23 protein-coding genes are annotated in these 26,103 nt (G+C 47.8%); 13 read left to right on the top strand and 10 right to left on the bottom strand.

Annotated features, from left to right (window positions below):
- Window positions 1–334: 334 nt before the first annotated feature.
- The 4 genes from DXZ20_RS22260 (at window position 335) to DXZ20_RS22245 (ending at window position 4,950) form a co-directional block, all read left to right on the top strand.
- On the top strand, window positions 335–472 hold the full coding sequence (locus tag DXZ20_RS22260) for a hypothetical protein (protein WP_006514708.1): 138 nt from the start codon (window positions 335–337) through the stop codon (window positions 470–472).
- A gap of 28 nt (window positions 473–500) precedes the next feature.
- Window positions 501–2,009 (top strand): GMC oxidoreductase, encoded by a 1,509-nt coding sequence (locus DXZ20_RS22255; RefSeq protein WP_163700788.1) that lies wholly within the window; start codon window positions 501–503, stop codon window positions 2,007–2,009.
- 175 nt (window positions 2,010–2,184) lie between these two features.
- Complete coding sequence (locus tag DXZ20_RS22250) at window positions 2,185–4,185, top strand: dynamin family protein (RefSeq protein WP_163700785.1); 2,001 nt, start codon at window positions 2,185–2,187, stop codon at window positions 4,183–4,185.
- A gap of 129 nt (window positions 4,186–4,314) precedes the next feature.
- Complete coding sequence (locus DXZ20_RS22245; RefSeq protein WP_163700782.1) at window positions 4,315–4,950, top strand: DUF938 domain-containing protein; 636 nt, start codon at window positions 4,315–4,317, stop codon at window positions 4,948–4,950.
- A 132-nt stretch (window positions 4,951–5,082) separates the two neighbouring features.
- Here DXZ20_RS22245 and DXZ20_RS22240 read toward each other — a convergent pair whose 3' ends face one another.
- From DXZ20_RS22240 to DXZ20_RS22225, 4 genes are all read right to left on the bottom strand, one after another.
- On the bottom strand, window positions 5,083–6,513 hold the full coding sequence (locus tag DXZ20_RS22240) for an Hpt domain-containing protein (protein ID WP_163700778.1): 1,431 nt from the start codon (window positions 6,511–6,513) through the stop codon (window positions 5,083–5,085).
- A 120-nt stretch (window positions 6,514–6,633) separates the two neighbouring features.
- Window positions 6,634–7,950 (bottom strand): response regulator, encoded by a 1,317-nt coding sequence (locus DXZ20_RS22235; protein ID WP_163700775.1) that lies wholly within the window; start codon window positions 7,948–7,950, stop codon window positions 6,634–6,636.
- A gap of 319 nt (window positions 7,951–8,269) precedes the next feature.
- Complete coding sequence (locus DXZ20_RS22230; protein WP_163668740.1) at window positions 8,270–9,601, bottom strand: DUF3370 domain-containing protein; 1,332 nt, start codon at window positions 9,599–9,601, stop codon at window positions 8,270–8,272.
- Window positions 9,602–9,690: 89 nt separating this feature from the next.
- Window positions 9,691–10,194, bottom strand: coding sequence for a pyroglutamyl-peptidase I family protein (locus tag DXZ20_RS22225; RefSeq protein WP_163668742.1), 504 nt, complete (start codon window positions 10,192–10,194; stop codon window positions 9,691–9,693).
- A 130-nt stretch (window positions 10,195–10,324) separates the two neighbouring features.
- Here DXZ20_RS22225 and hisH point away from each other — a divergent pair, with 130 nt between their 5' ends.
- The 3 genes from hisH (at window position 10,325) to DXZ20_RS22210 (ending at window position 11,990) form a co-directional block, all read left to right on the top strand.
- Window positions 10,325–10,963 carry an imidazole glycerol phosphate synthase subunit HisH gene (gene hisH / locus DXZ20_RS22220; RefSeq protein WP_163700773.1) on the top strand — a complete coding sequence of 213 codons (639 nt, stop codon included), beginning with the start codon at window positions 10,325–10,327 and terminating at the stop codon, window positions 10,961–10,963.
- Window positions 10,964–10,968: 5 nt separating this feature from the next.
- Window positions 10,969–11,688 (top strand): M15 family metallopeptidase, encoded by a 720-nt coding sequence (locus DXZ20_RS22215; protein WP_163668746.1) that lies wholly within the window; start codon window positions 10,969–10,971, stop codon window positions 11,686–11,688.
- A 98-nt stretch (window positions 11,689–11,786) separates the two neighbouring features.
- Window positions 11,787–11,990, top strand: coding sequence for a hypothetical protein (locus tag DXZ20_RS22210; protein WP_163668748.1), 204 nt, complete (start codon window positions 11,787–11,789; stop codon window positions 11,988–11,990).
- A gap of 189 nt (window positions 11,991–12,179) precedes the next feature.
- On the opposite strand, the gene DXZ20_RS22205 is transcribed toward DXZ20_RS22210, so the two are convergent.
- The 3 genes from DXZ20_RS22205 to DXZ20_RS22195 form a co-directional block, all read right to left on the bottom strand.
- Window positions 12,180–12,827, bottom strand: a complete 648-nt coding sequence (locus DXZ20_RS22205) for a hypothetical protein (protein ID WP_163668750.1) — start codon at window positions 12,825–12,827, stop codon at window positions 12,180–12,182.
- A 68-nt stretch (window positions 12,828–12,895) separates the two neighbouring features.
- Entirely contained in the window at window positions 12,896–13,426 is a 531-nt protein-coding gene (locus DXZ20_RS22200; protein WP_163668752.1) for a hypothetical protein, read from the bottom strand.
- Between the two features lie 31 nt (window positions 13,427–13,457).
- Window positions 13,458–14,828, bottom strand: coding sequence for a hypothetical protein (locus tag DXZ20_RS22195; protein ID WP_163700771.1), 1,371 nt, complete (start codon window positions 14,826–14,828; stop codon window positions 13,458–13,460).
- Window positions 14,829–15,489: 661 nt separating this feature from the next.
- Between DXZ20_RS22195 and DXZ20_RS22190 the strand changes: the two genes are divergently transcribed.
- Together DXZ20_RS22190 and DXZ20_RS22185 are read left to right on the top strand one after the other, a co-directional pair.
- Window positions 15,490–16,332 carry an Npun_F0296 family exosortase-dependent surface protein gene (locus DXZ20_RS22190; RefSeq protein ID WP_163700768.1) on the top strand — a complete coding sequence of 281 codons (843 nt, stop codon included), beginning with the start codon at window positions 15,490–15,492 and terminating at the stop codon, window positions 16,330–16,332.
- Between the two features lie 181 nt (window positions 16,333–16,513).
- On the top strand, window positions 16,514–16,684 hold the full coding sequence (locus DXZ20_RS22185) for a hypothetical protein (protein ID WP_163668758.1): 171 nt from the start codon (window positions 16,514–16,516) through the stop codon (window positions 16,682–16,684).
- A 169-nt stretch (window positions 16,685–16,853) separates the two neighbouring features.
- On the opposite strand, the gene ilvC is transcribed toward DXZ20_RS22185, so the two are convergent.
- From ilvC to gatA, 3 genes are all read right to left on the bottom strand, one after another.
- On the bottom strand, window positions 16,854–17,849 hold the full coding sequence (gene ilvC / locus DXZ20_RS22180; protein ID WP_163668760.1) for a ketol-acid reductoisomerase: 996 nt from the start codon (window positions 17,847–17,849) through the stop codon (window positions 16,854–16,856).
- A gap of 329 nt (window positions 17,850–18,178) precedes the next feature.
- Window positions 18,179–19,045, bottom strand: a complete 867-nt coding sequence (locus tag DXZ20_RS22175) for an Npun_F0296 family exosortase-dependent surface protein (RefSeq protein ID WP_163668762.1) — start codon at window positions 19,043–19,045, stop codon at window positions 18,179–18,181.
- 459 nt (window positions 19,046–19,504) lie between these two features.
- The gene (gatA, locus tag DXZ20_RS22170; protein ID WP_006514728.1) at window positions 19,505–20,950 is read right to left on the bottom strand and encodes an Asp-tRNA(Asn)/Glu-tRNA(Gln) amidotransferase subunit GatA; all 1,446 of its coding nucleotides are present in this window, start codon (window positions 20,948–20,950) and stop codon (window positions 19,505–19,507) included.
- Window positions 20,951–21,375: 425 nt separating this feature from the next.
- On the opposite strand from gatA, the gene DXZ20_RS22165 reads away from it, so the two are divergent.
- The 4 genes from DXZ20_RS22165 to DXZ20_RS22150 form a co-directional block, all read left to right on the top strand.
- Window positions 21,376–22,758 carry a serine hydrolase gene (locus DXZ20_RS22165; RefSeq protein ID WP_163700766.1) on the top strand — a complete coding sequence of 461 codons (1,383 nt, stop codon included), beginning with the start codon at window positions 21,376–21,378 and terminating at the stop codon, window positions 22,756–22,758.
- Window positions 22,759–23,184: 426 nt separating this feature from the next.
- Entirely contained in the window at window positions 23,185–24,474 is a 1,290-nt protein-coding gene (locus DXZ20_RS22160; RefSeq protein WP_163668768.1) for a glucose-1-phosphate adenylyltransferase, read from the top strand.
- Between the two features lie 157 nt (window positions 24,475–24,631).
- The gene (locus DXZ20_RS22155; RefSeq protein ID WP_163668770.1) at window positions 24,632–25,858 is read left to right on the top strand and encodes an ABC transporter permease; all 1,227 of its coding nucleotides are present in this window, start codon (window positions 24,632–24,634) and stop codon (window positions 25,856–25,858) included.
- 14 nt (window positions 25,859–25,872) lie between these two features.
- Window positions 25,873–26,103 (top strand): ATP-binding cassette domain-containing protein (locus tag DXZ20_RS22150; protein WP_163703581.1); only part of this gene is annotated, 231 nt, incomplete at its 3' end.

Raw genomic sequence — 26,103 nt, 5'->3', positions numbered from 1 at the left:
TAACGATACGGGGGGAACATGCTCTGATGAATACAATTTCTCAGATCATACCGATCTACCCTCAAGAATCAAGACGGATGACTATATCCGTATAAGCTTTAAGAATTACTGACAAATATCTGCCTCAAAAGTATTTGTAGCTACACTGCAAAAGGATTGCTTCAGGGCAATACTCGGATTGATATTATCTCTTTAATTAATGTTTTATTTGTTCCATAATCTTTGACTAATCGTCGTTTGACATAGCCCCATAGCAGTTGCAGAATCAGTCGATGTTTGTACCATGGTTTTGACCATGCAATAGCTAACCGTGCCTTGAGATGGGAGGACAACTATGAATTTAGATGGAATCGGTGAAGAGCAAGTACATGCGCTCTTAATGTTAATTGTCTTAAATATAATTATCTTTGCAGCTTTGATAACTAAAGTTCAGGCTGAATTGGCTGTGTCGGGCCTGTGTGCCCTGTTTTAGTAAATGATCTGGTGGCAAGGGGTACTTTGTGATTATTGATGACCAGCAGTATGACGTAATTATTGTCGGTACTGGTGCAGGGGGCGGTACCCTAGCCTGTAAACTGGCACCCACCGGTAAAAAGATTCTGATCCTAGAGCGGGGAGACTTTATGCCCCTCGAAGAACAAAATCGCAGTGACGTCGATGTCTTTAAACGAGAACGTTACCATGCTCCCGAGCAATGGTACGACACTGCTGGCGAGCCCTTCTCCCCTCAGATGAACTATGCCGTAGGTGGCAATACTAAAATCTACGGGGCTGCCTTGCTAAGAATGCGAGAACGAGACTTTGAGCGGGTAGAACATCAAACAGGTGTTTCCCTGGAATGGTGTTTAAAGTACGCTGATTTTGAGCCTTACTACACTGAAGCTGAGCGGCTGTATAAGGTGCATGGCACCCTCGGTGGCGATCCAACGGAGCCTGGGCATAGTCGAGAGTATCCCTATGAAGCGATTAACCAAGAGCAAGAGATTGAAGAAATAATGGTTGCGATCGCAACCCAGAACCTCCACCCCGCTTGTCTACCCTTGGGCCTTACTCGCCAGGACGATGACCCCACCAACGACTCTGAAGTCAGCGGCATTGCCCCGGCCCTCACCCACTCCAACGTCACCCTCAAAACCGAAGCTAGGGTGGTCGCTCTCCACACTGACCCCTCCGGTCAGATGGTCAAAGCGGTGGAAACCCAAATTGGCAACCAAACCTACTTATTCTTTGCCTATATTGTTGTCCTATCCTGTGGTGCTGTTAATTCAGCGGCTCTATTACTTCAGTCGGCCAATGAGCAACACCCCTGTGGTCTAGCCAACAGTTCTGACCTGGTGGGTCGTAATCTGATGAAAAGCTTACTGACAGCCGTGGTACAGCTCACGAATAAAACTAACTCAGGAGATTTTCCTAAAACTGTCTACATTAACGATTTTTACTGGGGAGATACCGATTTTCCCTACCCGATGGGCCATATCTACAATACAGGTGGCCTGCTCAGCGACATTATTTTTGCTGAGGCTCCCCCACTGCTCTCAATTCTGGCCAAATATATGCCTGATTTTGGCCTCAAACAGTTGGCCACGCGCTCCATTGGCTGGTGGATTCAAACTGAAGACTTACCTGACCTCAACAACCGTGTGCGCATCGACCATAACAAACTCTACATTGACTATACTCCCAATAATTTAGAGGCCCATGATCGCCTGGTTTATCGTTGGATAGAGGTGCTAAAGACCCTTGAAAAAGACTTAGGTGGGTTTCAGCGCGGTACCCATCTCCGTGGTGAGGTGCCTATTCAGGTGATGGCTAACCAATGCGGTACCTGCCGATTTGGGAATGACCGGACTACGTCGGTTTTGAATCCTAACTGCCGCACCCATGACGTGGATAATCTTTATGTGGTGGACAGCAGTTTCTTTCCGTCTAATGCCAGCGTAAGTCCGGCGCTGACGGTGATTGCCAACGCCTTACGGGTAGGAGACCATTTAATTGAGCGGTTGATGTAGGGGCGTTCCATGGAACGCCCCTACATCAACCATGGAACGCTCCCACACCGAGAAATCATAAACCCTCATTCCTCAGCGTTTGTAGAAGCATCGGAGCTGTCTGCTCTACCATTGCCTACAATAGAAATACTCTCAAGTGGCCAACTGGCCATGAGTCAAGCCGTTTGAGAATATTATGAATCGTCTCCCTATGTCCCTGTTACCCCATCTCTCCCAAGTTTCTAATCTGCGTCAAGCCCTTGCTGTTCAGCTTGAGACGATGATCAGTACGCTTCAGCCGTTGCAAGAAACGTTTGATCTCACCCAGCCCCTCATCGATCTCTCGGCTGCTAGTGAAGGTCTGCGCCAGGGAGTCTTTCGCCTCATGGTGCTAGGGGATATGAAACGGGGGAAGAGTACGTTTCTCAATGCGCTACTGGGAGAATCCTTACTGCCCAGCAATGTGAATCCTTGCACGGCCCTACTGACGGTGCTGCGCTATGGTCCTACCCCTGAAGCAACGATTTACTTCAACGATGACCGACCGCCTGAGCAGTTAGACATGGAGACATTTACCCAACGGTACACCATCGATCCAGCTGATATGCGTCAAAGTGGCAGTACCCCACCTTTTGCCCATGTGAGCCATGCGGTGATTCACTATCCGCTATCGCTGTTAGAAAACGGTGTTGAAATTGTTGATAGTCCGGGTCTCAACGATACTGAAGCTCTAAATAAACTTTCCCTTGGCTATATCCAAAGCTGTCATGCAATTTTGTTTATGCTGCGGGCTACACAGCCTTGCACCCTGGCTGAGCGTCGCTATCTCAATAACTACTTGCAACATAAAGGGCTGTCGCTGTTTTTCTTGCTGAATGCCTGGGACCACATTAAGGATAGTTTGCTAGATCCCGATGATCCAGATGAATTGGCCCAGGCAGAATCCCGCCTGCATCAGGTGTTTCACAGTACCCTTAAAGACTATTGCGATCGCTACGACCAGCGGGTATTTCCCATTTCTGCCTTGGAGGTGCTACGTCAGCGGATTAAGACTCCAGATGAGCCCATTCGCGATCCAGGATTTTCGCGGTTTTTGCTCACCCTGGATCAGTTTCTTACCCATGAGCGGACCCAGGCTGAGTTTCAACCAGTAGTGGCCTTATCTCGCCGTACGCTGACAGAACTTACGGAAAAGGTGCAGCTGCGTCAGACTCTATTGGCGCAAAGTGTGGCTGAGCTGAAGCAAACTATTTTGCAGCTGGCTCCGGTGTTTGAACAGCTGGTGGTGATTCGCGATCAGTTTCAGCAGGAGATTCGGACGAGTTGCGATCGCAATGCCACAGCCTCCTCCTCCTCCTTTAAGGACTTTATCCTCAGCCTGGAAACCACCTTTGAAAAAGACTTTGCCCCTTACCAACCCGATCTCTCCCTGTTAGATCTTGTCAGCCCTGCCGGTCGGCAACAGTTTAACCAATCCCTAGAGACGGCCTTTCAACGCTATCTCAACGATCGACTTTTACACTGGAGTCGCACCCTGGAACCCACCTTACGCAGTGCTTTTCAAGCTCTGTCTAAGCGGGCCGCCCACTACGGTACCTCCTACAACCAAATCACCCAGCAAATTCTAAATACCCTCAGCGGTCAGTTTGTGGAGCTTCCCCTCGACAACAGCCAACCCAGCTGGGCAGCATGGGCCATTGATGCCCTCAACCAACCGACAGATACCCCTGAAATTAAAGCAGTTCTGGCCAGCATCGATCTGCAGAGCATTCTGATCAACGTAGTCGCTGCCATCGGTGCCAGCCTTTTAGCTTCCAGTCTGATCAGCACCATCGCCGGACCCATTACCCTAGGGATTGCCAGCCTGGGCATCGGGGCCTTCCAAATTGACCAAACCCGTCGTGCCTTAGTCGCAGCGGCGCGCCAGGAACTCAGAACCCACCTACCCCGCATTGCCGCTGAACAGCAGCAACCTATCCATTCAGCCATTATTCAGTACTTTCGCGACTATGAGCAATCCGTCATCAGTCGCCTGGATGCCGACATCAAAGCTCGCAAGGCTGATTTAGAAACCTTACTGACCCAAAAGCAAGACCAAGAATACCAGGGACAACATGAATTGGACCAATTGCAGACGGCTTTAAATCAACTACAGCAGGCAGATCAGGTGATTCAACAGCTTTATGGTCAGGTTTAGGGGGTTTTTAGTTCTTAGTTTCTAGTTTTTAGTTCTTGGTTCTTGGGGCCTGATGGATGTCTTGTAGGGGCTGCGCCTTGTGCCAGCCCTGCTACACTCAAAACTAATCACCAATAAGTCCCCCCTCCCATGCCTGATTTCAAACCCAATGACGGTCGTCTCTATGCCCCTGCCACTGAGCGTAATCGTGAGTTCATTCTCGCAGTGCTAGAGCGCGTTCTACCCAATCCAGGCACCGTGTTGGAAATTGCTAGCGGTACGGGTGAGCATGCTAGTTTTTTCGCCCCTAAACTTGCACCCCGACGGTGGTGGCCCAGCGATATCAGTGAGCCCATGCTGAAGAGTATTGCCGCCTGGCAGCAGGCCACCAATGCTCGCTATCTACTCCCCCCCATAGAACTCGATGTTTGCCATGACCCATGGCCTGTGGAGGCAGATGAAAAGCGGTCGATTGATGCAGTTGTCACCACTAATATGATCCACATTGCTCCGTGGAAAGCGTGTGAATGTTTGATGGCTGGGGCTGGGCGTGTACTGCCTGAAAAGGGTGTTCTTTACTTATATGGTCCCTTTAAGCGTAATGGTGAGCATACAGCGCCTAGTAATGCCATATTTGATGGCTGGCTGAAAGAACAGAATCCTGATTGGGGCGTGCGGGATTTAGAAACTGTTGAAGAGACGGCTAAGGCACATCAGTTAGCTCTGCAGGAGGTGGTGGAAATGCCTGCTAATAATCTTTCGTTAGTGTTTCATAAACAACCTTAGTCGTTACTCAAAGCCTTAGAAGGGCTACCGTGTACACACATCTCGAAAGGGCGTTCACAATCTTGCATTACCCCCCTTAATCCCCCCTTGGTAAGGGGGGAAACTCCGGTTCTCCCCCTTGGTAAGGGGGAGCTAGAGGGGGTGAGGCAGGGGAGCTAGAGGGGGTGAGGCAACCGCGAACGCGCTAGTTTCCACACTTGTGTGTACACGGCAGGTGCTAAGGGGAATGCGCAGGGTGAAACAGGTGCCCTTGCCAGGGGAATAGGCCGCAGTCACTGTGCCCTGTAAGGAGGCGATCTGAGGACGCACTTGCTGACAGGGCGTTTCTGGATTGAGGCCGTATCCATCGTCCCAAACACACATCACTAGATGCTGCTCTGCTTGCTTGGCCGCCAGTTGAATTCTACCCAGAGCTGATTTCCCTTGCTGCTGTCGAACGGTAGGCATCTCAAGATCTTGTTTGAAGGCATAGTGTACCAGCTGTAGTAGCGGATCATATAGCCGCTGAGCGATGGCTTGGTCAATGAGAACTTCATTCTCTCGAATTTCGACCAGAACAGGTTTATCATGCTGTCTGGTTAAATCACTCAAGTCCTCCTGACAGTTTAGGAATACCTGACTGAGGGGCTGTTTCTTGACAACAGGGATGGGTTTTGTGGGGAGTGTTGGCGGAGGGCTTGATGGCTGAGTGACTTGAATTTGGAGTGCTTTGTGAGGCATTGTTATCGGTTGGTTTAACCATTGCCATAGGCCCTTCAATCGATTTGTTCGTTGGGGTACCTGGGTGCCCAGCTGTAGGAGAGCTGAACTCGGGGCACCCCCCTGGTTGCGATCGCCCTGTAGTACTTTTGTCTGGCCAGCACGATAGTCGGCCAATGCAATTTGAGCAATGTGAACAGTTTGGGCAGGATGCTGTTTGAGGGCCGCTAACGTCGCTTTGGCAATTGCCCCAAACCCTGGCAATTGAAGTGATTCGGCTAACCCAATGAAGACATCAGCGTGAATATGGAGTAGGGCTTTTAAAGATTCAGGGTCAGGCGTTTTGAGAGCGTAGCTTAATTCATTTAAGTAGTCGGTGACGCCACTTTCAAAGATCGCCTGAGTAACATCAACCCCAAGCTCAATGGACGTGGGTAAATAGCTATCTTGACCAAACCGATCGCCTAGGTTTTCCTGTAGCTGTGAGACGATAGTCGCTATCCGGGCCAAAATATTGGACTCATCAATGGGTTCTTTGGCTAACCGTACTGAGACCATCAGTTCCAAGCAGTTGTACCCTTCAAAAATTAAGTCTTCTACTGCGGGAGTTAGGTTGGCATCTGGAGTACACAATGCCTTAAATGCATTTTCTAATGCCTGGGTGATGGTTTTGATAACATCTAACCCCACGGTTGCTGCGGCCCCTTTCAGGGTATGAGCTAAACGCATCAATGTATGCGCTTTCTGGATACTAAAGTTTTGACTTAGAGATTGAAGCTCATCCCCTATTTGCTGAAGTAATTGAGAAGCCTCCTGTTGAAAATAGGTTGGCGGTGGTTGTAAGATGACCTGATTAGAACTCATGATGACTTAAGGAATATAACGCTATGGTGTCCTAACAGAAGGATAGATGATATCTATTCTGTTAAGCTAAATTTATTGTTTTGTAGTTGTTTCCGTCTCCGGTGTTGCCCCGTGTCTCGGTTAGACAGACGATGGTGATAGCCTGCTAAACTGCGCTGGACTGGTTGATGTCACTGGCTCAGTTTGTAAATGCTTGAGCACCACTTTCAAAACTCGCTTGGGTTTAATGGGTTTACCCAAAAAACCATTGGAACCCACCACTTTGGCCCGTACTCGATCAGGAATACTGTTGTTATTAGTCATGATGATGACTGGAACGTCTTTAAGTACCGAGATTCTTCGAATCTGAGCACAGAGTTCATAACCATTGACCACAGGCATAACCAGATCGAGAAAAATTAGCTGAGGTTTAAGCTCCAACAGCTTGGTGAGAGCCTGTAAAGAATCAGAAATATTGACATAGCGATAGTCTGATTCTTTGAAAATATCGGCCATTGCCTGGCTATCTGCCAGGTTGTCGTCAACATAGGCGACGACAGCTTTACCCTTATCATTGTTTGCTTGACTGCAGGTACAAGGTCTTTGGCGCTTGACCGGGTTAGCCTTAATGCTAGAGGTAACGGCTGCTCTCTTTTTAGCTACGGAATGATGACTACCAGAAGACGGTACAAAAGATGTTGGGGTCCTTGGCTTGATATAGGGGGCAGATGATAAATCTTTCACGTTGACCAACTTCATCAGATCCCGACGGATGTGGGGAATCAATGACTGTGTTAGTAAAATCAGGGGTTGGCCTGTTTTCACGGCTAAATCTCGCAGGGTTAACCGACCATCAGCTAATTTTTCCAACTCGCGAAATGTTGCCTCTGATGTGCGCTCCCGAAGAATATCAGCTCTGATAATCTTCGGTGCTAGATTAGGATTGTAATCAGTTAGATTTGCCTGTTGCCAGGCATGCCAATCTTGTTGAACCTGCTGCCAGATAGGTTCTCGATGAAGGCCGATACAAGGAAAGTTAGCCCCGTTGCGGGAGCTAACTTTATAAATTAGTTTTTGCGAGGTTTTGAGCTCTAGTGTCGCCTGGTAGATGATATCGAACAGAATTTCAGAAATGCAGCCTATGACGACTTGAGAAAATTGCTCCCGACTAAACTTTTGTTGCATAACTAATTGCGCCATCACTTTATAGTTTTCAGGTTGATGGGCAATGTCATGAATTGCTTTCTTGCTTAAATCCGGAGAGTATTTGAGGCATTGGCGATGCCAACGGCGTTTTGAATGGGTGCGGGTATTCGCCCAAACAATTTGACCAACGAGAAAATATAGGAACCATTCGACCTCGTTATGGGTCCCTATTGCAAGTACTCCGGTAAACAGACTCTCTTTAGCTCTCTGGATTTTGTGATTTAACTCACCAATAATGAATACATTTGACATGCTTGTGCTCTACCCCTACATGAAGAAGGGCTGAATACAGACTGCGATAAAAGCCTCTTTAAAATCGGCCCAAACCTCTACTAGTTCAGCAATGTACTCACCAATAGGGTATTGGAATTGCATACACCTGTGTCTTCTATTACGAGCATAACCCGCAAGTTATGCTAGTTCAAGTTATCTTCCTTATTTCAGAAGACACAGATTGTAAGTTCCGTTACATCTCAAGGACGTTTATGTGATTTTCTCATTAAACCATGCAATAAAAGCATGGTTTAATACAAATGGCGCATCATCACCATAGATTAAGTGTTGGGTCTATTTATTCTGTTTGGATAGTAATAACTTGGGGTGGGGTGGCATCGGGGGGATAGCGCAAGATGATGTCTACTCGACGTTTTTCCTGAGGGGCTAGGGTTAATGTTGTTAGGGGTTCAGCCTGTTGCCCGCGCAGTTGTACTAGATGGAAATTGCGTATACGAGGGAGGTTGTCGTCGTCGCGATATCTGACTTGGACGGGGCCTCGGAAAAAGGTGCGGTTTGGTGGGGTTTCGAAAAACTGTAACCCTGCTGTTGACAGGGTGTCTTCTTTAATGGGGGTTTCCAGGGCAATGGTGACGGTTTGATGACTATCGGTGCTGTTTTGTAAGGGAAATGCCAGGGTGTATTCCACACCATAATTACCATGGGCTTGGTAGGCGGTGTCTCCATAACGCACCAACATGGGAGCACTTTGGTTTTGGTTGGTACCCATTTGCCCTGCATGCAGGGTACTGAGGCCATAGGAAATGGCTGTATTTGATGCTGGAATAGTCAGCACGTCAGCGCCATCATCAGTCACGGTGGCGGTCCAGCTAGATCCTTGGGCGACCCCTGCCACACGGCCATAAATCACCTGACCTGAATTGTCGGTGATGGGGGTGGGGGTGCGATCGCGAGGTCCAGCCAACCCTGAATTCTTTACTATGGACGCCCACTGGGCCAATGTGGGGGCAGTCTCATGGTCATTGCCGTCCACATTGGCGGTTTCTGACAGGCTCGCCAGATAGACAGGGCCACTGCTATCCAATTCAATTAAAGTGGAGCGACCATTAATGGGTGGGTCAAACTCGGCCACTGGAATGGGTGCATTTAAAAGCAGAGCATTGGCCCCAGGGGGAACAACTAATTGAGACGGGATTAGATCTTGACGACGCCCCTGGATCAAATCTCCCATCACTCGACTACCGGGGCCAGCAAACACCGGATTACGGGGCGAAAAGCGGATTGCACTCGGCAATGTGATAAACGGTGCATCTGGTTGACTTAAGTAGCTAGCGCCAGCCAACACATTCACCGTCACTGTTTCCACACCAGGGTTGTGCACCAAAAGGGCCACATACATTGGTCTGAGATCCTCAGGATCATCTGCCCGATAGACATGGTGAGCAAACACATCAAATCGTCCCTCAAAAGCAAAGTCCAGATGGGCTTCTGGATGCTCCATGCCCTCGGGTGGAAATGTGGAGAGTAAAATCCCTGGCTCGCCAATTAGCTCAGGACTGTTGCTATTAAAGACAGGGAGCGTATCTAGCTGAGCCGGTAGGGGTCTGACTTCTTGGGGGCGGACGATTTGCGGCGGTGAAGGAGCTTGGGCAATGAGGGGGAAGAACATTGGACAAACAGTGGGGGCAAAATAGAAGGTACATTTTCCGTCCCCTAACCTGTCTGGGAGCTATTGATGGTGGGGACTATACAAGATTATCAACAGGCTGAATTTAAATGGTCAACGATTTTTAGGAAATCAAACTCAATGACGGTATGGTTAGCTGGGGTAATCAACGGCACATGGACAAATAGGGCGGCAGCGGACTGTTGCTTAAGATGTCTGAGCACCCGGTAGTAAAGGCGATTGCACACAAAATTGCCAGCATCGTTGCTGATGTGGGTGTGAATTGTATTCTTGATCAAGGTCTTGAGATCAATGGGCGTTGCCAGGCGATTGTCCCCATGGGTGCCCCACTGTTCTACGGTTAATGTCTGACGCATTTCCGCCATGCCGCAGCAGATAACGGCCTTGGGCCGATACTGAACAATGTGATTAATCACCTGCATCGGTGCCAGGTCAAAATTAACCGGCAGCCAGCGCAAAAAAATAGCATTCTGCGGTAATTTTGCCGCCACACGTTCTAGTAAGACATCGCTGGTATTGAGGCCTTGATGCGCTTTCCAGGGTCGGAAGCTGGTGATCAAAATAGGCGCGGACATTGGTCTAGGGGAGTAGGGAATGGGGAATGGGGGCTGTTCTTAAACATACCTGCCCTTTTGCCCTCCCCCCAACTACCCATCCTTCAGTCAAGCCGATACTATAGAGCAGTAATCGCCTACCAGAGGGACTATGCCAACCATCGCTGTCATTGATTACGACATGGGTAATCTGCACTCGGCCTGTAAAGGGCTAGAGTTTGCTGGGGCTACGCCGATAGTGACTGATCAGCCAGAGGTGATTCATCGGGCTGATGGTGTGGTGCTACCCGGTGTGGGTGCCTTTGACCCGGCGATGCGGCATTTGTGCGATCGCAACCTAGCTCAACCAATCCGCGATGTCATCGCCAGCGGTAAACCCTTCCTGGGTATTTGTGTGGGGCTACAGCTCTTATTTGAAGCTTCTGAAGAAGGTGTTGAGCCTGGCATTGGTGTACTCAAGGGCACCCTGCGTAAATTTAAGCCCGAGCCCGGCATCACCATTCCCCACATGGGTTGGAACCAGCTACAGCTAACCCAGCCAGATCACCCCCTCTGGTCCACAATTTCATCCAAAGAGTGGGTTTACTTTGTCCACTCTTACTATGCCGAGACAACCGATCCCTCCATTGTTGCAGCCACTGTTACCCACGGTAGTCAAACGGTGACAGCCGCTGTTGCTAAGGACAATCTGATGGCTGTACAGTTTCACCCTGAGAAGTCTGCTAAGACAGGTCTACAGTTGTTGGCGAACTTTGTTGAGAGGGTGAAACAGCCGGTGGCGGTTGGGTAGGTTTTATGGCCCCTAAGCCCTACCAACGTATTCCCATTCAAGAATGCGGCGAATCTTTAGTACCAATTCCGTTAGAACAGTTTGCAGTTGTTGACCCTCATCCCTATGCGATGTTGGGGGCTCCCTATGGAGAACGATCTCCTTACTATGTGCGGGAAGGGGTATTACGGGCTTTAGTGCAGGCTCAAGTGCACCTACAGCAGCGGTATCCTGGCTGGCGGATTCAAATCTTTGATGCCTACCGTCCCATTCCTGTGCAGCAGTTTATGGTGAACTACACCTACGAACAGTTGTTGCAGGTGTGGCAAAGTAAGCAACTGGGGGGAACTAACGACGCACCTAGGGAAGAACTGATGGCTCAGGTATATCAGTTTTGGGCGGCTCCTAGCCATGACATGGCAACGCCACCGCCCCATAGCACCGGAGCAGCCATCGACATCACCCTGGTAGATGCCCAGCGGCAGGTGGTGGATATGGGGTCTGACATTGACGAAATCTCTGAACGGTCCTATCCCAACTATTTTGCGGATAAACTCGATGGCCAAACATTTCATCACCATCGCACCGTATTAGCCCAGGCAATGCAGGCGACTGGGTTTCGTCAACACCCCAACGAGTGGTGGCACTTTTCCCTGGGCGACCAGCTATGGGCCTGGTTAGGGATGACGGTTGACGAAACCCCTAATAATTCAAAGGCGTTTGCCTACTATGGCCGCGCTGAATAGGCTTTGGTATTGCTAAACTTTCGTTACGGATGCCAGCGAATATGCATAACCTCCCTGGCAAGAGACAGAGGAATATATAGTTGCATGGGCTACCACTGATGCTGTCTCAATCTATTTCCAATCCCACCTCTTGTTACTATGTCGTAGTTTCCGAATGGGGCACCAAAACCCTCGTTTCAGTTCACGCCACCAGTGTTAAAGCAGCTGAAAACATTGCTAGACAAAACGCCGGAAAAAAAGACGGCTGGGAAGGCATTCATAAAGTTTACAATGCCTTTCCAATCATTGAAGAAAAGCCTTAAGTCCTAAGTCCTGAGTACAGTTGCTTCATCATAGAAATATCTTTTGATTAGAGCACCCCCCAATGCTGGCTACGGTGTATACATAAGTCAGAGAGAATGGCCAAAAACCTGAAGATTCAGTAGTTTCAAATAGTCTGCTTAGGGTTCCCCTTGGTAAGGGGAACCGTCAGGGAGGGGTTCTGCATCACCTTAGGGCTGATCCCATTGCAAATACCCACCAATACGAACAATAAAATCATCGTAGTCATAATCGGCATTTTCTGCCCCAACCAGAAGTTCACCCGCATCCTCCCAGCGCAGCAACAAACCACCATCGATCACATCTCCTATGGGGCCATCAAATCGAGCATACTGACGATTGCCAGCATTTTGCCGGGTAGTTGAATATAAAATGCCGGCAGGTTGCCCATTAAATGAAGACTCTAAGTAAAAGCTATACTCAGTATTTGCTGTTAATCGAAACTCTTCTAAAGGTTGAGGCACGGTCACACCAGGAGTTCCCTGGAAATCATCCCGGTTGTTCACACCGGCATCATCTTGGTAATCCGAGGGTTTATTTACAGGTTGTGGCACATCGGATCCTTTAACTTCACTGTAGATAGGGAACTTTTCACCCGTTTGTACATTGATAATGCCAAAGGTAGATTGATAACTACCGTTAGATTCTAAAAACTCAAATTCAACAATAGTGTCTACGTCTAGCCGGATGCCTTGATTGCCAAAGCTTTCCTGAGCTTGCGTAGCAGTCGACGACACCCCCAATGTAGCCGCTATTGTTAGCAAACCCACAGCTACACGGCGTCCATATTGGGCCATAAAATCAAAAAAAATTCCCATCGTTAGATCATCCTTCTGAGAAGTTTATATGCATCTTATTTGGGTAATCGTTGCAACCCCAATACCACTCACCACAATCGTTGATCCACTGTGTTGGATTGTGGACGCGCTTGTTTGTATTGGTTTAAAGATTGTTGAGCGGATTGAACCAAGCGACTAAACTCCTCACAGGCTAGGGAAACTGGCTGGATACTAGAGCCTGGATCACGGGCAAACCGCCGAGTGCCGCTGTTCACTTGAGCAGAACAGCTTTGAACGGCCTGCCTTAATTTGTCAGACAAACTAGCATCTTTATCAATGCCCAGCTCTTCACCATAGGTGTCAAAAAAATCTTCAAATAATTCAGCCAGGCTAACAAACTCTCCGTTGGCATTTCTAAAAATTTGTTCTCCACCAACCGCTGTAGTATCCGACTGGTTAGTGCCGGTGGTATCCGATAAATTAGGACCCGTCATATCCGACAAATTGGGGCCAGTCACATCTGATTGATTCTGGGCTAATCCAACTGAGGGACTACAGATAATTGCGCTTGCTGCCACACCAGCTGACAAAAGCTGCCAAAGGGAACTCGTTGATGTTGACTGTTTTAGAAATAGCATGTTGATTTCGTGCCTCTATAGTTCTCTTTATTTAAAGTTGAAATGACAAGCCAGCACCCATGACAAATCGGCCACCATCCCCCGCTCCGGTAATGTCTCGAACAGCCGGTAGAAGGACAATTGGAATATCTTTAAAGGGTGTAATGGACAGTCCCACAGCTAAATCTTGTCCGGTCCATTCCACAATGGCACTGACGGGTTCTGCCACGCGCACAGCTGCGCTACCAAAGACGCCAACACTATCGCGATCGTCAAAAACGTCGTCTTCTGTGCGAAAACGACCGTTGCCGACACCAGCCGTTAAGGCGATGCGACTAAACGGCTGGGTAATGCTTTCACGGGTACGAATCAGGTGGGAAACAGAGCCATAAATTGAGTCTTCAAAGTCAACAAATCCAGTGGTGGCAAAACCTTCCCAGCCTAGCGCCACTGACCAATCATCGGCTAATCGCTTATGGAGCTTGGCATTAAAACCACCCGTGCCAAAATCTCGACTGCCACCAAAACTAGCCACGGTATAGGATAGCTGCACACCGATGTTTTCACGGGCATCACCCAAACCAACGCCGACGACTAATCCCCCGTCGTCTTGGTTAGCAAAACGAGTTCTTTCTTGATAGCCAACGCCAATAAACCCTGTAAAGTTATCCGCACCAAAACCGGAGGGGTTAGAAATTGTAATCGCTGGAGAACTGCGATATGGAGTAGGGATATCCGCACTGGATGGAGCCCCTTCAAGTAATTGCTCAATGACTTTCTGCTCCTGGGACCTTGGCGTCACAATGGGAGGTTCAAGCGGCAATTGGGCAATTTCAAGGGAGCTATCTAAGTCAGACTCTACATTTTCATCCGAAACAACTGCATCTTCGGCTCCACTACGGTCAACGGCGTCAGTATTGAATACATCAATCGTGGATACCTCTACAGGCGTTTGTTCCGCAGGAACCGTTGCAACAGCGATTTCTATAGCACCCTCACTATGTGCTAACGCTGATGCTGTATCTTCTGAAATGTCCTCTAATATGTCTTCTGACAACAGAGAGTTGTCAGAAGGTAAATCACGGGTGGTTGTATCCACCAGGTGCTGTAATCTAGCGGCTCTGCTATCTTCTATTGTTGCATGTGCTGAAATATCTTCATTGCCTGTGATGGCAACTGATTGAGAGGCAAATGCTGGCTGTACTTCATGATCAGGCTGAATGCTTTGGGCATGGAGGGTTGCACCAGAAACATCCTCAGAATCTGATTGCTGAGTAACGGTTAAATCCGGTACATCGTCACCGGACCTATTATCGGCATCAACATTGATTTCTGCGGCCTTACCATAACCTAAATTCGCTGAAGAATAGGTTGTAAGTAGCGTTAAACAGCTGAGCAGGGCTTTACTTTGGGGCTTGGACACAATTTTAGTTCTCGAGCAAATATATGTGTAATGTTCAAAGCATGGCAGTAGACACCCAATCGTTGAATCAGACGTATTTTCTTTGAAATTTTCAGACAAAGGCCTGGAAGGTCGGGATAGTTCTCAATAATCCTTTGTGAATAAAACCGGATGCTTTACTAAAAAACACCAGCGGAAGAGAGAAATGTTCTTTCCTACGCCCATAAAGCGATGGCTAGAACGATGGTGCCTATTGTTAGAGATGAAGCTAATTATTTAAGTCGGCCAGGGTCATTTTCTATACCAGGTATAGCTCAGCTGACTAATGTGCTCTAGAGCCATGTATCTCTACAGAAGTTCACATTGTTCGATGGTTTTATGATTTTTGTCGAAAAGTTCAAGATTATAGCAACCAAAATCATGATTGTGGTAGCGCCAAGACTGAAATCAAAAACTGGCTACATTCCCTTAACTAAATCAAAACGTTAATGGCTATGATTCAACCAACGTTGTGCTGTCCCTGATTAGGTTGAACAGGGTATCGATAAGCTAAACGGGTGCAGATCTTCAGCATTTGGCTTTTCAGTACTCAGGTTTGCATAATTAAGCAACTCAATATTGATTAGCCTGGCCGAGACGGGTGCAGATCTTCAGCATTTGGCTTTTCACATAAAGAATCTAAATGATTTATAAGGCTTTCGCGCTGGGCACATTTGCGACTTTAGCATCCGTTGCTCCTAGCAATATTGCACTTGCCAATGATTTTGACGATGACGCTCTCTTAATCTTTGGTGAGACCACCATTGGCGACATTACTGCCAAAACTACCCAAGGGATAAACCCTGGTGATAGCGCTGGTAAATTAGGCGCATTCTCAGATTTTTATGACGACAATACAACAACGATCGATTTCAATTCAGCTGCCACACAAGTAGGAGACAATAGCTACAGCTTTGGTAGCGACTTGATTACCTACACATTTGAAAGCAGCCTTAGCACCACGTCAGGTGACCGTACAGGAATTTACAATAGTGGCACTTACAATGACCGCTGGGCTCCCACCGGTGCCAATGGCGAAAAAAACGTATCGGATTATCTAGCGGTTTTCCAAGGTAACTCAGTGACGATCGACCTTGCCAAAGAACTCAATTACTTTGGCATGAATTGGGGATCTTTAAGTGATGGCAACCAGCTATCATTCTTCAATAATGGCACAAAAATTAGCACCTTCACTGCCAGTGACATTGAGCCTATCCTGCCCATAAAAGCTGGCCACCAATTGAATCAGGGCAATGGCTATGTCCACTTCTATACCGATACAACAGGAAGCACCTTTAACCAAATTGTTATTTCTCAAACCCAACTAAGTGGCTTTGAAACGGATAATCATTCCTTCCGAATGAGCAACAATGTTACTGACATCGACAATCCTCAAACGCCTGAAACTGTTCCTGAATCTAGTACTGTAGTAGGTTTAGCAGTGGTTGGGGCGTTTATAGTACGGTGTAGATTTTCCCGTGCTTAATTAGCCTGACCAGCCGAAAAATAAAATCATTATCAACAAAAGATAAACCGTTTCGAAGAGCTGTTAGGAGATTATTTATCTTCTAACCAACAGGTTCATCTCATTCATTGGCACTCAATGGCTGCGATAGGCAACAGCGTTGCCATTAAGTGTTTTGCCTCTTATTCACAGGAGTAACCCCATGCCAGTGTTTAACCATGGTGAGATTCTTTCAAGTTTGTTCACCTGGCTAAAGTTAGGTGTGTCTTTAGCCTGTTTGGTCTTGTTAATCACAAAGCTAATCGATGTTTGGGAAGATACTCAAACATCATCAGAGTTTCAGAATCGGACAGAAGATGCCGCTCGATATTAATCGGACAGAAGATGCCGTCCGATATTAAAAAATAATGGGGCATCCACTTAAACCGGGAAAGCGCAGCTGGGTGGTGAATCGGAAGTCAGAAGTCCGTGAGACCCTATATTTTGCCCCCCGACTCCTGACTTCTACCCTCGGGAAAACGTCCCGCTGTGATCAGTCGTTTTTAGACTTTTTTCAGCCAGCTAAACATAGCTCGCAGATCTTTGCCCACTTCTTCGATGGGGTGCTCAGCTTCGCGGCGACGAATAGCATTAAACCCAGGGTTACCTGCCTGACTCTCAAGGACAAACTCACGGGCAAACTGACCGGTTTGGATCTCTTTGAGGATCTGCTTCATTTCCTTCTTAGTTTCTTCGGTGATGATGCGGGGTCCGCGAGTGTAGTCACCATATTCAGCCGTGTTGGAAATGCTGTAGCGCATGTTGGCCAAACCACCTTCAACCACCAGGTCAACGATGAGTTTTACTTCGTGGAGACACTCAAAGTAAGCCAACTCTGGTTGGTAACCGGCTTCGATCAAGGTTTCAAAACCAGCTTTAATCAATTCGCTAAGGCCACCACATAGAACAACCTGCTCACCAAAGAGGTCAGTTTCAGTTTCTTCACGGAATGTGGTCTCTAGAATGCCAGCGCGAGTACCGCCGATGCCCTTGGCATAGGCCATGGCCATGTCGCGACCTTTACCAGAAGCATCCTGAAAAACAGCGAACAGGGCAGGTACACCTTGGCCTTGCTCATAGGTGCGGCGTACAAGGTGACCAGGTCCCTTGGGCGCAATCATAACGACGTCCACATCTTCGGGGGGAACGATCTGAGCGAAGTTGATGTTAAACCCGTGGGCAAAGGCTAGTACGTTACCTGCTGAAAGATTAGGGGCAATGCTCTCTTTGTAAACAGTCTTTTGAACTTCGTCGGGAAGCAGAATCATGATCATGTCTGCAACAGCAGCGGCATCCGCTACGGACTTAACCGTCAGACCTGCGGATTCTGCTTTGGCCTTAGAGCGACTGCCTTCGTAGAGACCCACAACGACGTTGACGCCGCTGTCTTTAAGGTTCAGGGCATGGGCATGTCCCTGGGAGCCGTAACCAATAATGGCAACGGTTTTTCCGTTGAGTAAATCTAAATTTGCGTCGCTGTCGTAGTACATCTGGGCCATTGTGAAAGCTCTCCTTGATTTGCGGCGGGTAACCAAACTTAAGATCCCAATTCAGCGCCGGCATTCTGAATCAGTAGTGCAGCCTTTCATCCTACCAAACCACCTGCCACTGATATATCCATTCACATAAGTCTTTAGAAGATGCGTCAGTCGCTGACGCATGATGTCTACAGGCTTCCCTGAGAACTGATTTATGGCTGGGCGCAGCCTCTCCTGTGGAGATATGCATGAGCAGGTTGCTATAACCCTAAAAACCTGTGTGGCCTTGATATTCAAAGCCACACAGGTTTTTCAGTCGATAAAAATCTATTAGATGCTGATCAAAACACCTATGCCATCAAACGACGACGCATCATCAGGCTAGCGAAAGCAGTCAGCCCCAACAAAATACCAGGTTCAGGTGTTTGAGCAGTATCTTCCCCTTCCTCAAAGTCAAAGGACTTATCGCTAAAGCGGAAGGAATAGTTATCGGTCTCAAACCCACCACCACCAGTTTGAGTAATTTTGATTCGATTAAACAGACCGTCTACTTCATTGGCATAGAAGTGAACGTAACCGTTGTACTCGTTATTGTGATGGGCTGCTTGGGTGGGCAGCTTAGAGTCACTCGAACCAAAGACATTGTTATAGTCAAACAAACCTAGACTAGTTTCAACGCCATTGTCGTCAACTTTCAAGAACTCAAACTTGTTCTCAGGACTCAAGGCTCCCCAGTTCATTCCAAAGTAGTTAAGACTACTTGCTAAATCAACAGTGACCGAATTACCTTGAAAAACAGCTAAATAATCGGAGGTATTTTTCTCAGCATTGGCACCAGTAGGTGCCCATTTGTCACTTTTAACATCTGTTCTATCAACACCCAGGGCCTTATCAAAGGTGAATATCATCGACTCATCGCCAAAGGTATAGGCATTGGCTTTGCCAGCCACAGACTCGCGAGCACTGGGATCATTAAAGTCAATGGTAACCACCCCTTCGTTGTAATAGAAATCAGAAAAGGCTCCCAGGGTACCGTTGGGGTCATCGAGCAGGTTAACGCCCTTAGTCACTTTAGCGGTGATGCCATCAATGGTGAACTCGCTGTAAACAGGCAAAGATGCATCATCAAAATCGTCTGCCTGGGCCAGGGGCGCAACTGTTAGGGGAGCTGCTACAGCAACGGTTGCAGCCAGCAACATCTGGTAAATACGCTTCATAGTGGGAGTGCTTTATTTGATACTGAATGAATGATTTAGAGTGGATGTCGCAGATGTGCTTTCTGCTACATGCATGCAATCAGTATCACCAGCAAGGGGCTCCACCCCTAACAGGAAAAACCCCTAAAATAGGCGCATTAGAACTTTAGTTGGTTTTTCTAGGATTAACATTAAATTGAAACAACAATCGTGTATTTGTCAGTAAATATATTTAGAAAACCTCTTAACCAACAAGTTACTTAAAAGGTTTGTTCTAGTTAGCTTAACTGAGTCCATAGCATTGGCTTACGTCTTATTTCGGACTCGGATTAGACACAGTTTCTTGTCAGCCTTGCTAATTGCATAAATTTTATTCAAACCAATTTATGCCAATTAAAAGAGTAACCGGTGAAGAGAATCCACTCTTCACCGGTTACCCTTGATCAACCGATATGTCTAGCTTTTTAGTCCTACGTTGCCCTAGACCTGCGGCATCTTTTCATGCCAGGGTGTGGCTTGTTCGTAGGCCGATGCTACTTCAAATAAGGTGTCTTCTCGCAGGGCATTGCCAATGAGTTGCATACCAATGGGTAACCCAGACTCATCAAACCCACAGGGTAGACTGATACCGGGTAAACCCGCCAGATTCACTGTAATTGTCATCAAGTCAGACAAATACATGCTGAGGGGGTCGTTCACTTTATCCCCGGCTTTAAAGGCGGTGCTGGGTACCGTGGGGGTGAGCAACACATCCACGTCTTTAAATGCGGCTTCAAAATCTTGTTTGATCAGGGTGCGCACCTTTTGTGCCTGGAGATAATAGGCGTCATAGTAACCGGCAGAGAGGGCATAGGTGCCGATCATGATGCGACGTTTCACTTCTGCGCCAAACCCTTCAGCTCGGGTTTGTTTGTACATGGACAGCAGGTTGTCGGTCTCAGCCCGCTGACCGTAGCGAACACCGTCGTAGCGAGCCAGGTTTGATGAGGCTTCTGACGGGGCGATGATGTAATAGGTGGGCAGACCATATTTGAAGTTGGGACAGGAAATTTCAACAATCTTGGCCCCCAGGTCCTTCATTTGCTCAATGGCTGCCTCCATGGCCTGGGCCACATCACCGTCCAGACCTTCGCCAAAGGTTTCTTTAATCAAACCAATGCGCTTGCCTTTGAGGTCGGTTTTTAGGTGCTGGGTATAGTCAGGAATCTTGACATTCAAGCTGGTGGAATCTTTGGTGTCATGGCCTGCGATCGCACCCAGCAAAATCGCGGCATCCTCCACCGTGCGACTAAAGGGACCAATCTGATCCAACGATGAGGCAAAGGCCACCAATCCGTAGCGGGACACCAACCCATAGGTGGGCTTCATCCCCACCACACCACAATAAGCCGCAGGCTGACGGATAGATCCCCCCGTATCTGACCCCAGGGAAATCGGGGCCTGATCAGCAGCTACGGCAGCAGCAGAGCCCCCGGAAGAGCCCCCGGGAACACGGGTTGTATCCCAGGGATTAGCGGTGAGCTGATAGGCAGAGTTTTCGGTGGAGCTGCCCATGGCAAACTCATCCATGTTGGTTTTACCCAGGAAAATTGCTCCAGCATCGGCTAAGCGCTGGGTTACTGTCGATTCATAGGGCGGAATAAAGCCCTCCAAAATCTTTGAAGCACAGGTGGTGCGAATGCCTTTAGTGCAAAGGTTATCCTTAAGAGCAATGGGGATACCGGCCAGGGGACTGAGGGCCTCGCCTGCTGCGATCGCACTATCTACCTGCTGGGCCTGAGCCAATGCCTTATCAGCCGTTACAGCCAAAAAACTATGTAATTTAGGCTCTAGCGCCTGCAATCGATCTAGATATGCTTGAGTAATTTCAACCGCAGTACGCTCTTTTTGGGTGAGCTGTCGCTGCAACTTGCGGATGACTGACATTCGGGCTCCTTCAGTATGCCTAGCAATTCCAAGCTAACAGTATAGGTGGGAATGGCGGCAATGGGACTAATGGGTCAGCCAGCTACAGAATTCATCATGCCCATGATAAATAGCGTTTCTACCACGAAAATTTACTCTGACGACGTTAATTTTTCGGATCAATCTGGTGGGTTCACTAAAGTAGTAGTAAGCGCTTTTCTAAGCAATGCTTTTAGGCGTAATAGCCTGGATATAGGTCTAAGCTGCCCATGAATGTTTTTAGGTAAATGTGTAGCCAGGTACAATCTTTCTTATTATTTTTCTATTAAATCTTTAATGGATACTTAGTGTATTTAGTAACTAAGTCCTACAAAGACACGTCCATACTGGCCCCGCTTGTTTCCCTGATAATCATCGCGATTGTTGATTCTGTTTCATAATCGTTTATGCTCCTTTTTCGTTCTACTCCTAAGCCCATTTGGCGTCAGACCTGGCTGCGACTGTTGCTGTTGTCCGGCAGTACCCTTGGGGTTATGTTTCTGGTTATCCCCCGACTACCTGCCGAATGGGCAGTGGCACCTGGAACACTAGCAGGGTCTCCAGAACAAACCGTGGATGGTGCAGTTATTGAAGCGGACTCTACAGCGACAGCAGCGCCGATCCAGGTTGCTCAAGCATCCGTGGGCCAGATCAATCCAGAAGGGGTGGTGCGGCCTTACATTGCGCTAACCCGATTTAGTCATGGTCTGACGGAGCGTGTCTTGGAAAAGAAGCAATGGGGGTCTGGTTATGAGCGTGCGATCGCCCTCGCCCAAGAAGCGTTATCCCTACGCAAACAAGGCAGCAATATTGAACTGAGCCAACGGGAAAAAGCCCTCTGGCAACAAGCAATTTGGGCACTTGAGTCCGTCAATAGTGATTCAGAAGAATATTCTCAAGCCCAGGCTAAGCTCAAGGAATATAGCAACGTTGCCACATTTGTGAGTCGTCGCATTGAGCAGCAGCGTTCTGACTTCTTGATACCGATTGCGTCTGCATTGGGCAATCCTAATACTGTCCGTATTTCCCTGTGTCAGCTAGGCACCAGTGAGTGTCGGGGCTATCGAGGTGATGTTCCTCCCCTAAGCCTGGCTAGCTTGGTAAAACTGCCTATTGCCGTTGCTTTGATGCATCAGGTCACCAACGGCCAGGCAAATTTAGACGATCAAATTTACATTGACCCCAGCAACTTTACAGAGAATGCCCAGGGTGCCAAGATTTTTGTTGACAAGACCTACACCCTGCGAGAGGTGATGGTGCGAATGATTACTGAGAGTAATAACATCGCCACCAATCAGCTGATCGATTACCTGGGGTACGACACCATCAACGCTGCCCTCAAAGCAGAAGGTTTCACAAAGACTATAGTGGGCCACAAACTCGTTGGTAGTAGCACCTTTCCCAAAAGTATGGGATCTGGTCGAAACGTTAGCACGGCTGATGAGCTAACTCAGATGATGATGCGCATCTACAGCTTTACCAAAGCCAGCGATGAAGAGATTCTCAACGCATTAGTGGGTCAGTATGACCTTGACTTTGGTTATCGAGCTCTAGTTAGAGAAAAGCCCGACATTTTTTGGATTGGTGAGAAAACCGGGCAAAACTCTTCAGTAATTGGCAGCACCGTGGCGTTCAAGGTCGGTGAAGAGCGCTATGTCATGACCGTCACCATTGATAAAAGCGCCAATCAATTCCGACTGCGTCAGATTATCCGAGATGCGGCTCGCCATGTGCTAGATAATGGTCCTTTAGATCAACAATTCACCTCTAAAATCGCTCAAAAAATTTAAAAATTAGTCATTCACTTTTTCAAGCTGAGCCCATAGAAGGCACTAATGTTCTAATGAAAATTAGAACATAGATGTTTGGGCTATGGCATTTTTATTATGTCTAGAAATCAATTTTTCTAGTCATTTTCTCTATGAAAAAACTGGCTATCAGCGGTGTGAATTGTCCGTTTTAGTGACTAGGTATGACGCTTGATGTTAACCATCGTTAAAGTGCTGCACTGCTTGGAATAATAGCTGTGAGGCTTAGGGCTTTTATATATATTTGCCCAACTTATGGCGTTGATAGGAATAGGCTTAAGGTGATTCCAACTATCGAGTATCTCAGGACACAAACCCAAAAATAATTTGTTTCAGCCTCTTGTCAAGGATTGGATACACCCTCAAACTAAATAATGAATTAATAAACTGCGCTAGTGAGACGAGCCTGTGAAAAGAGTTCTTTCAATTATTCTTGGCGGTGGTGCTGGCACTCGCCTCTACCCTTTAACGAAGTTTCGTGCAAAGCCCGCAGTTCCCCTAGCAGGTAAATATCGGTTAATTGATATTCCAGTTAGTAACTGTATCAACTCAGAAATATTAAAAATCTACGTTCTCACTCAGTTTAATTCAGCATCGCTCAACAGACATATCACTCGCGCCTACAACTTTTCTCAATTCAGTGATGGTTTTGTGGAAGTGCTGGCTGCCCAGCAAACCCCTGAAAGCCCTAGCTGGTTCCAAGGAACTGCCGATGCCGTCCGTAAGTATCTATGGCTATTCGAAAGCTGGGATGTGGATGAAATTGTCATCCTTTCAGGCGATCATCTCTACCGTATGGATTACAGTCTGTTTGTGGAGCGCCACCGCAGCACTGGCGCTGATGTCACTCTTTCGGTCGTTCCCGTCGGCTACAAAGTTGCGTCTAGCTTCGGTCTAATGAAGATCGATGGCTCCGGTCGTATCGTTGATTTCAATGAGAAGCCCAAGGGTGATGCCTTGGAAGCTATGAAGGTGAATACATGCACCCTCGGTCTGAACCCTGAAGAGGCAAAAGAGAAGCCTTTTATTGCTTCCATGGGTATCTACGTATTTAAGAAACAGACACTGATTGATTTACTACGCCGTTCTCCCGAACAGACGGACTTTGGTAAGGAGATTATTCCAGGCGCTGCCCGTGACTACAATATTCAGGCCTATCTGTTTGATGATTACTGGGAAGATATTGGGACTATTGAAGCCTTTTTCAATTCCAATCTAGCGCTTACTCAACAGCCTCGACCCCCATTTAGTTTCTACGAAGAAGACGCTCCAATTTATACTCGCGCTCGCTATCTTCCCCCGAGCAAAGTTCTCGATTGTAAGATTACTGAGTCCATTGTGGGGGATGGTTGCATCCTTAAAGATTGCCTCATTAATCGCACGGTGATTGGTCTGCGTCAGCGCATTGGAGCAAACTGTGAGATTGATCATGCATTACTCATGGGCTCTGACTACTATGAGTCTGCAACTGAGAGTCATCAGCACTTGACCCGTGGCAAAGTACCGGTGGGCATTGGTGAAGGCACGATTATCAAACAGGCCATTGTTGACAAAAATGCTCGCATTGGCCGGAATGTAAAAATTGTCAATAAAGAAAACATTCAAGAAGCTGAGCGGGAAGATCTCGGATTTTACATCCGTAGTGGTATCGTCGTTGTTCTCAAAAATGCGGTAATTCCTGACGGCATGATTATTTAGCCGTAGTGGGGACTGCCCACCATTCACGGGTATTAAATGTTGCAAAAAGGCCCCCAGTGATGGGGGCCTTTCGTAATAAATGTCGTTATTGAATCTTAGGTTTATTCTAGTGGTGTAGCTCTTTGGTGGGCAATGCCTACCCTGCAACGGTTTAAAGATGGATCTTCGCGAAAGTTTTAAAATGGCAATCAAAACCCTGACTGCCAGCAAGCTTCGCAGTACCTTGACGATGTTAGGCATCATCATTGGCAATGCGTCAGTCATCTCAATGGTGGGGTTAGGCGATGGGGGACGTCGCTACATCAATGAGCAAATTCAAAGCTTAGGCCCCAACATTTTATTTATCTTGCCAGGCAACCGAGAAACCCGTGAACTGGGCGGTTTGGAAATTACCCGTAACCTTGTCCTGGAGGATGCCAATGCCATTGCAGAACAGGTCCCTTCGGTGATTGATGTTGCGGCTGAAAACACCACCCCTGGCTTGGCCACATTTCTCAATCGCAATGCCAATGTCAGTGTGATTGGCACTAACCCAGCCTTTATTAATGTCCGCAACTTCGATACAGACCAAGGGCGCTTTATTTCTGATCTAGATATGGAGCGTACCAGTGCGGTTGCTGTTTTAGGCAACTCCCTGGCTAACCGTCTGTTTGACGATCAAGTGCCCCTTGGACAGTCACTCCGCATCAATGATGTTTCCTTTGAAGTTATCGGTGTACTAGCGGTTCAAGGGTCGAACTTGGGCGTTAACTATGATGATGCCGTGATGGTTCCCCTGACTACCCAAGCAAGTCGCCTTGTGGGCCGCACGTCTCCCTTCGGCATCGAGGTTGGTTTTATTTCAGCAACAGCCCGTGATGCCGCCAGTATGCAAACAGCAGAATTTCAGATTACCAATCTGCTGCGGCTGCGCCATGGCATTACTCGACCTGAAGATGACGACTTTTTTATTCAAAACCAGGATACGCTGCTCACCATTGCCGATACGATTACCAGCGCGTTGACTCTGATGTTAGCTGCGATCGCAAGCATTTCTCTCCTGGTTGGTGGCATCGGCATCATGAACATCATGCTAGTCTCCGTCCGCGAACGTACCCAAGAAATTGGCCTCCGCAAAGCCATTGGCGCATCTCAGCAAGATATCCTCGTGCAATTTTTAATCGAGGCTATTATTCTCTCCGCCGCTGGCGGTATCATCGGCACCCTGCTGGGCGTCAGCGGCATCAGTCTGCTGAGTATCCTCACCCCCTTCGAATCCTCCGCTTCAGTCAGCGTCATTGTCATCGCCGTCGGCGTATCTGGCAGCATTGGCCTATTCTTCGGCGTTATTCCTGCCCGTCAAGCTGCCAAGTTAGATCCGATTGTGGCGCTGAGAAGTATTTAAAAATTATTGTCCCCATGCCCTCCCTCATCGACCTCCGCAACATTTCCAAAGTCTACGGCAGTGGCAATACGGAAGTAAAAGCCCTGTGGGATGTCAACCTGTCCATTACCCAGGGAGACTATTGCGCCATTATGGGACCTTCGGGTTCAGGCAAATCTACGGCAATGAATGTGATTGGTTGTCTGGATCGTCCTACTCAGGGTCACTATTTTTTTGATGGTCAGGATGTGGCCCAGCTGGACGAT

This window comes from Adonisia turfae CCMR0081 (genome assembly GCF_011009555.1).
In the GTDB taxonomy this organism is placed as follows: Bacteria; Cyanobacteriota; Cyanobacteriia; order Phormidesmidales; family Phormidesmidaceae; genus Leptothoe; species Leptothoe turfae.
This window is presented reverse-complemented; position numbering and strand designations above follow the sequence as displayed.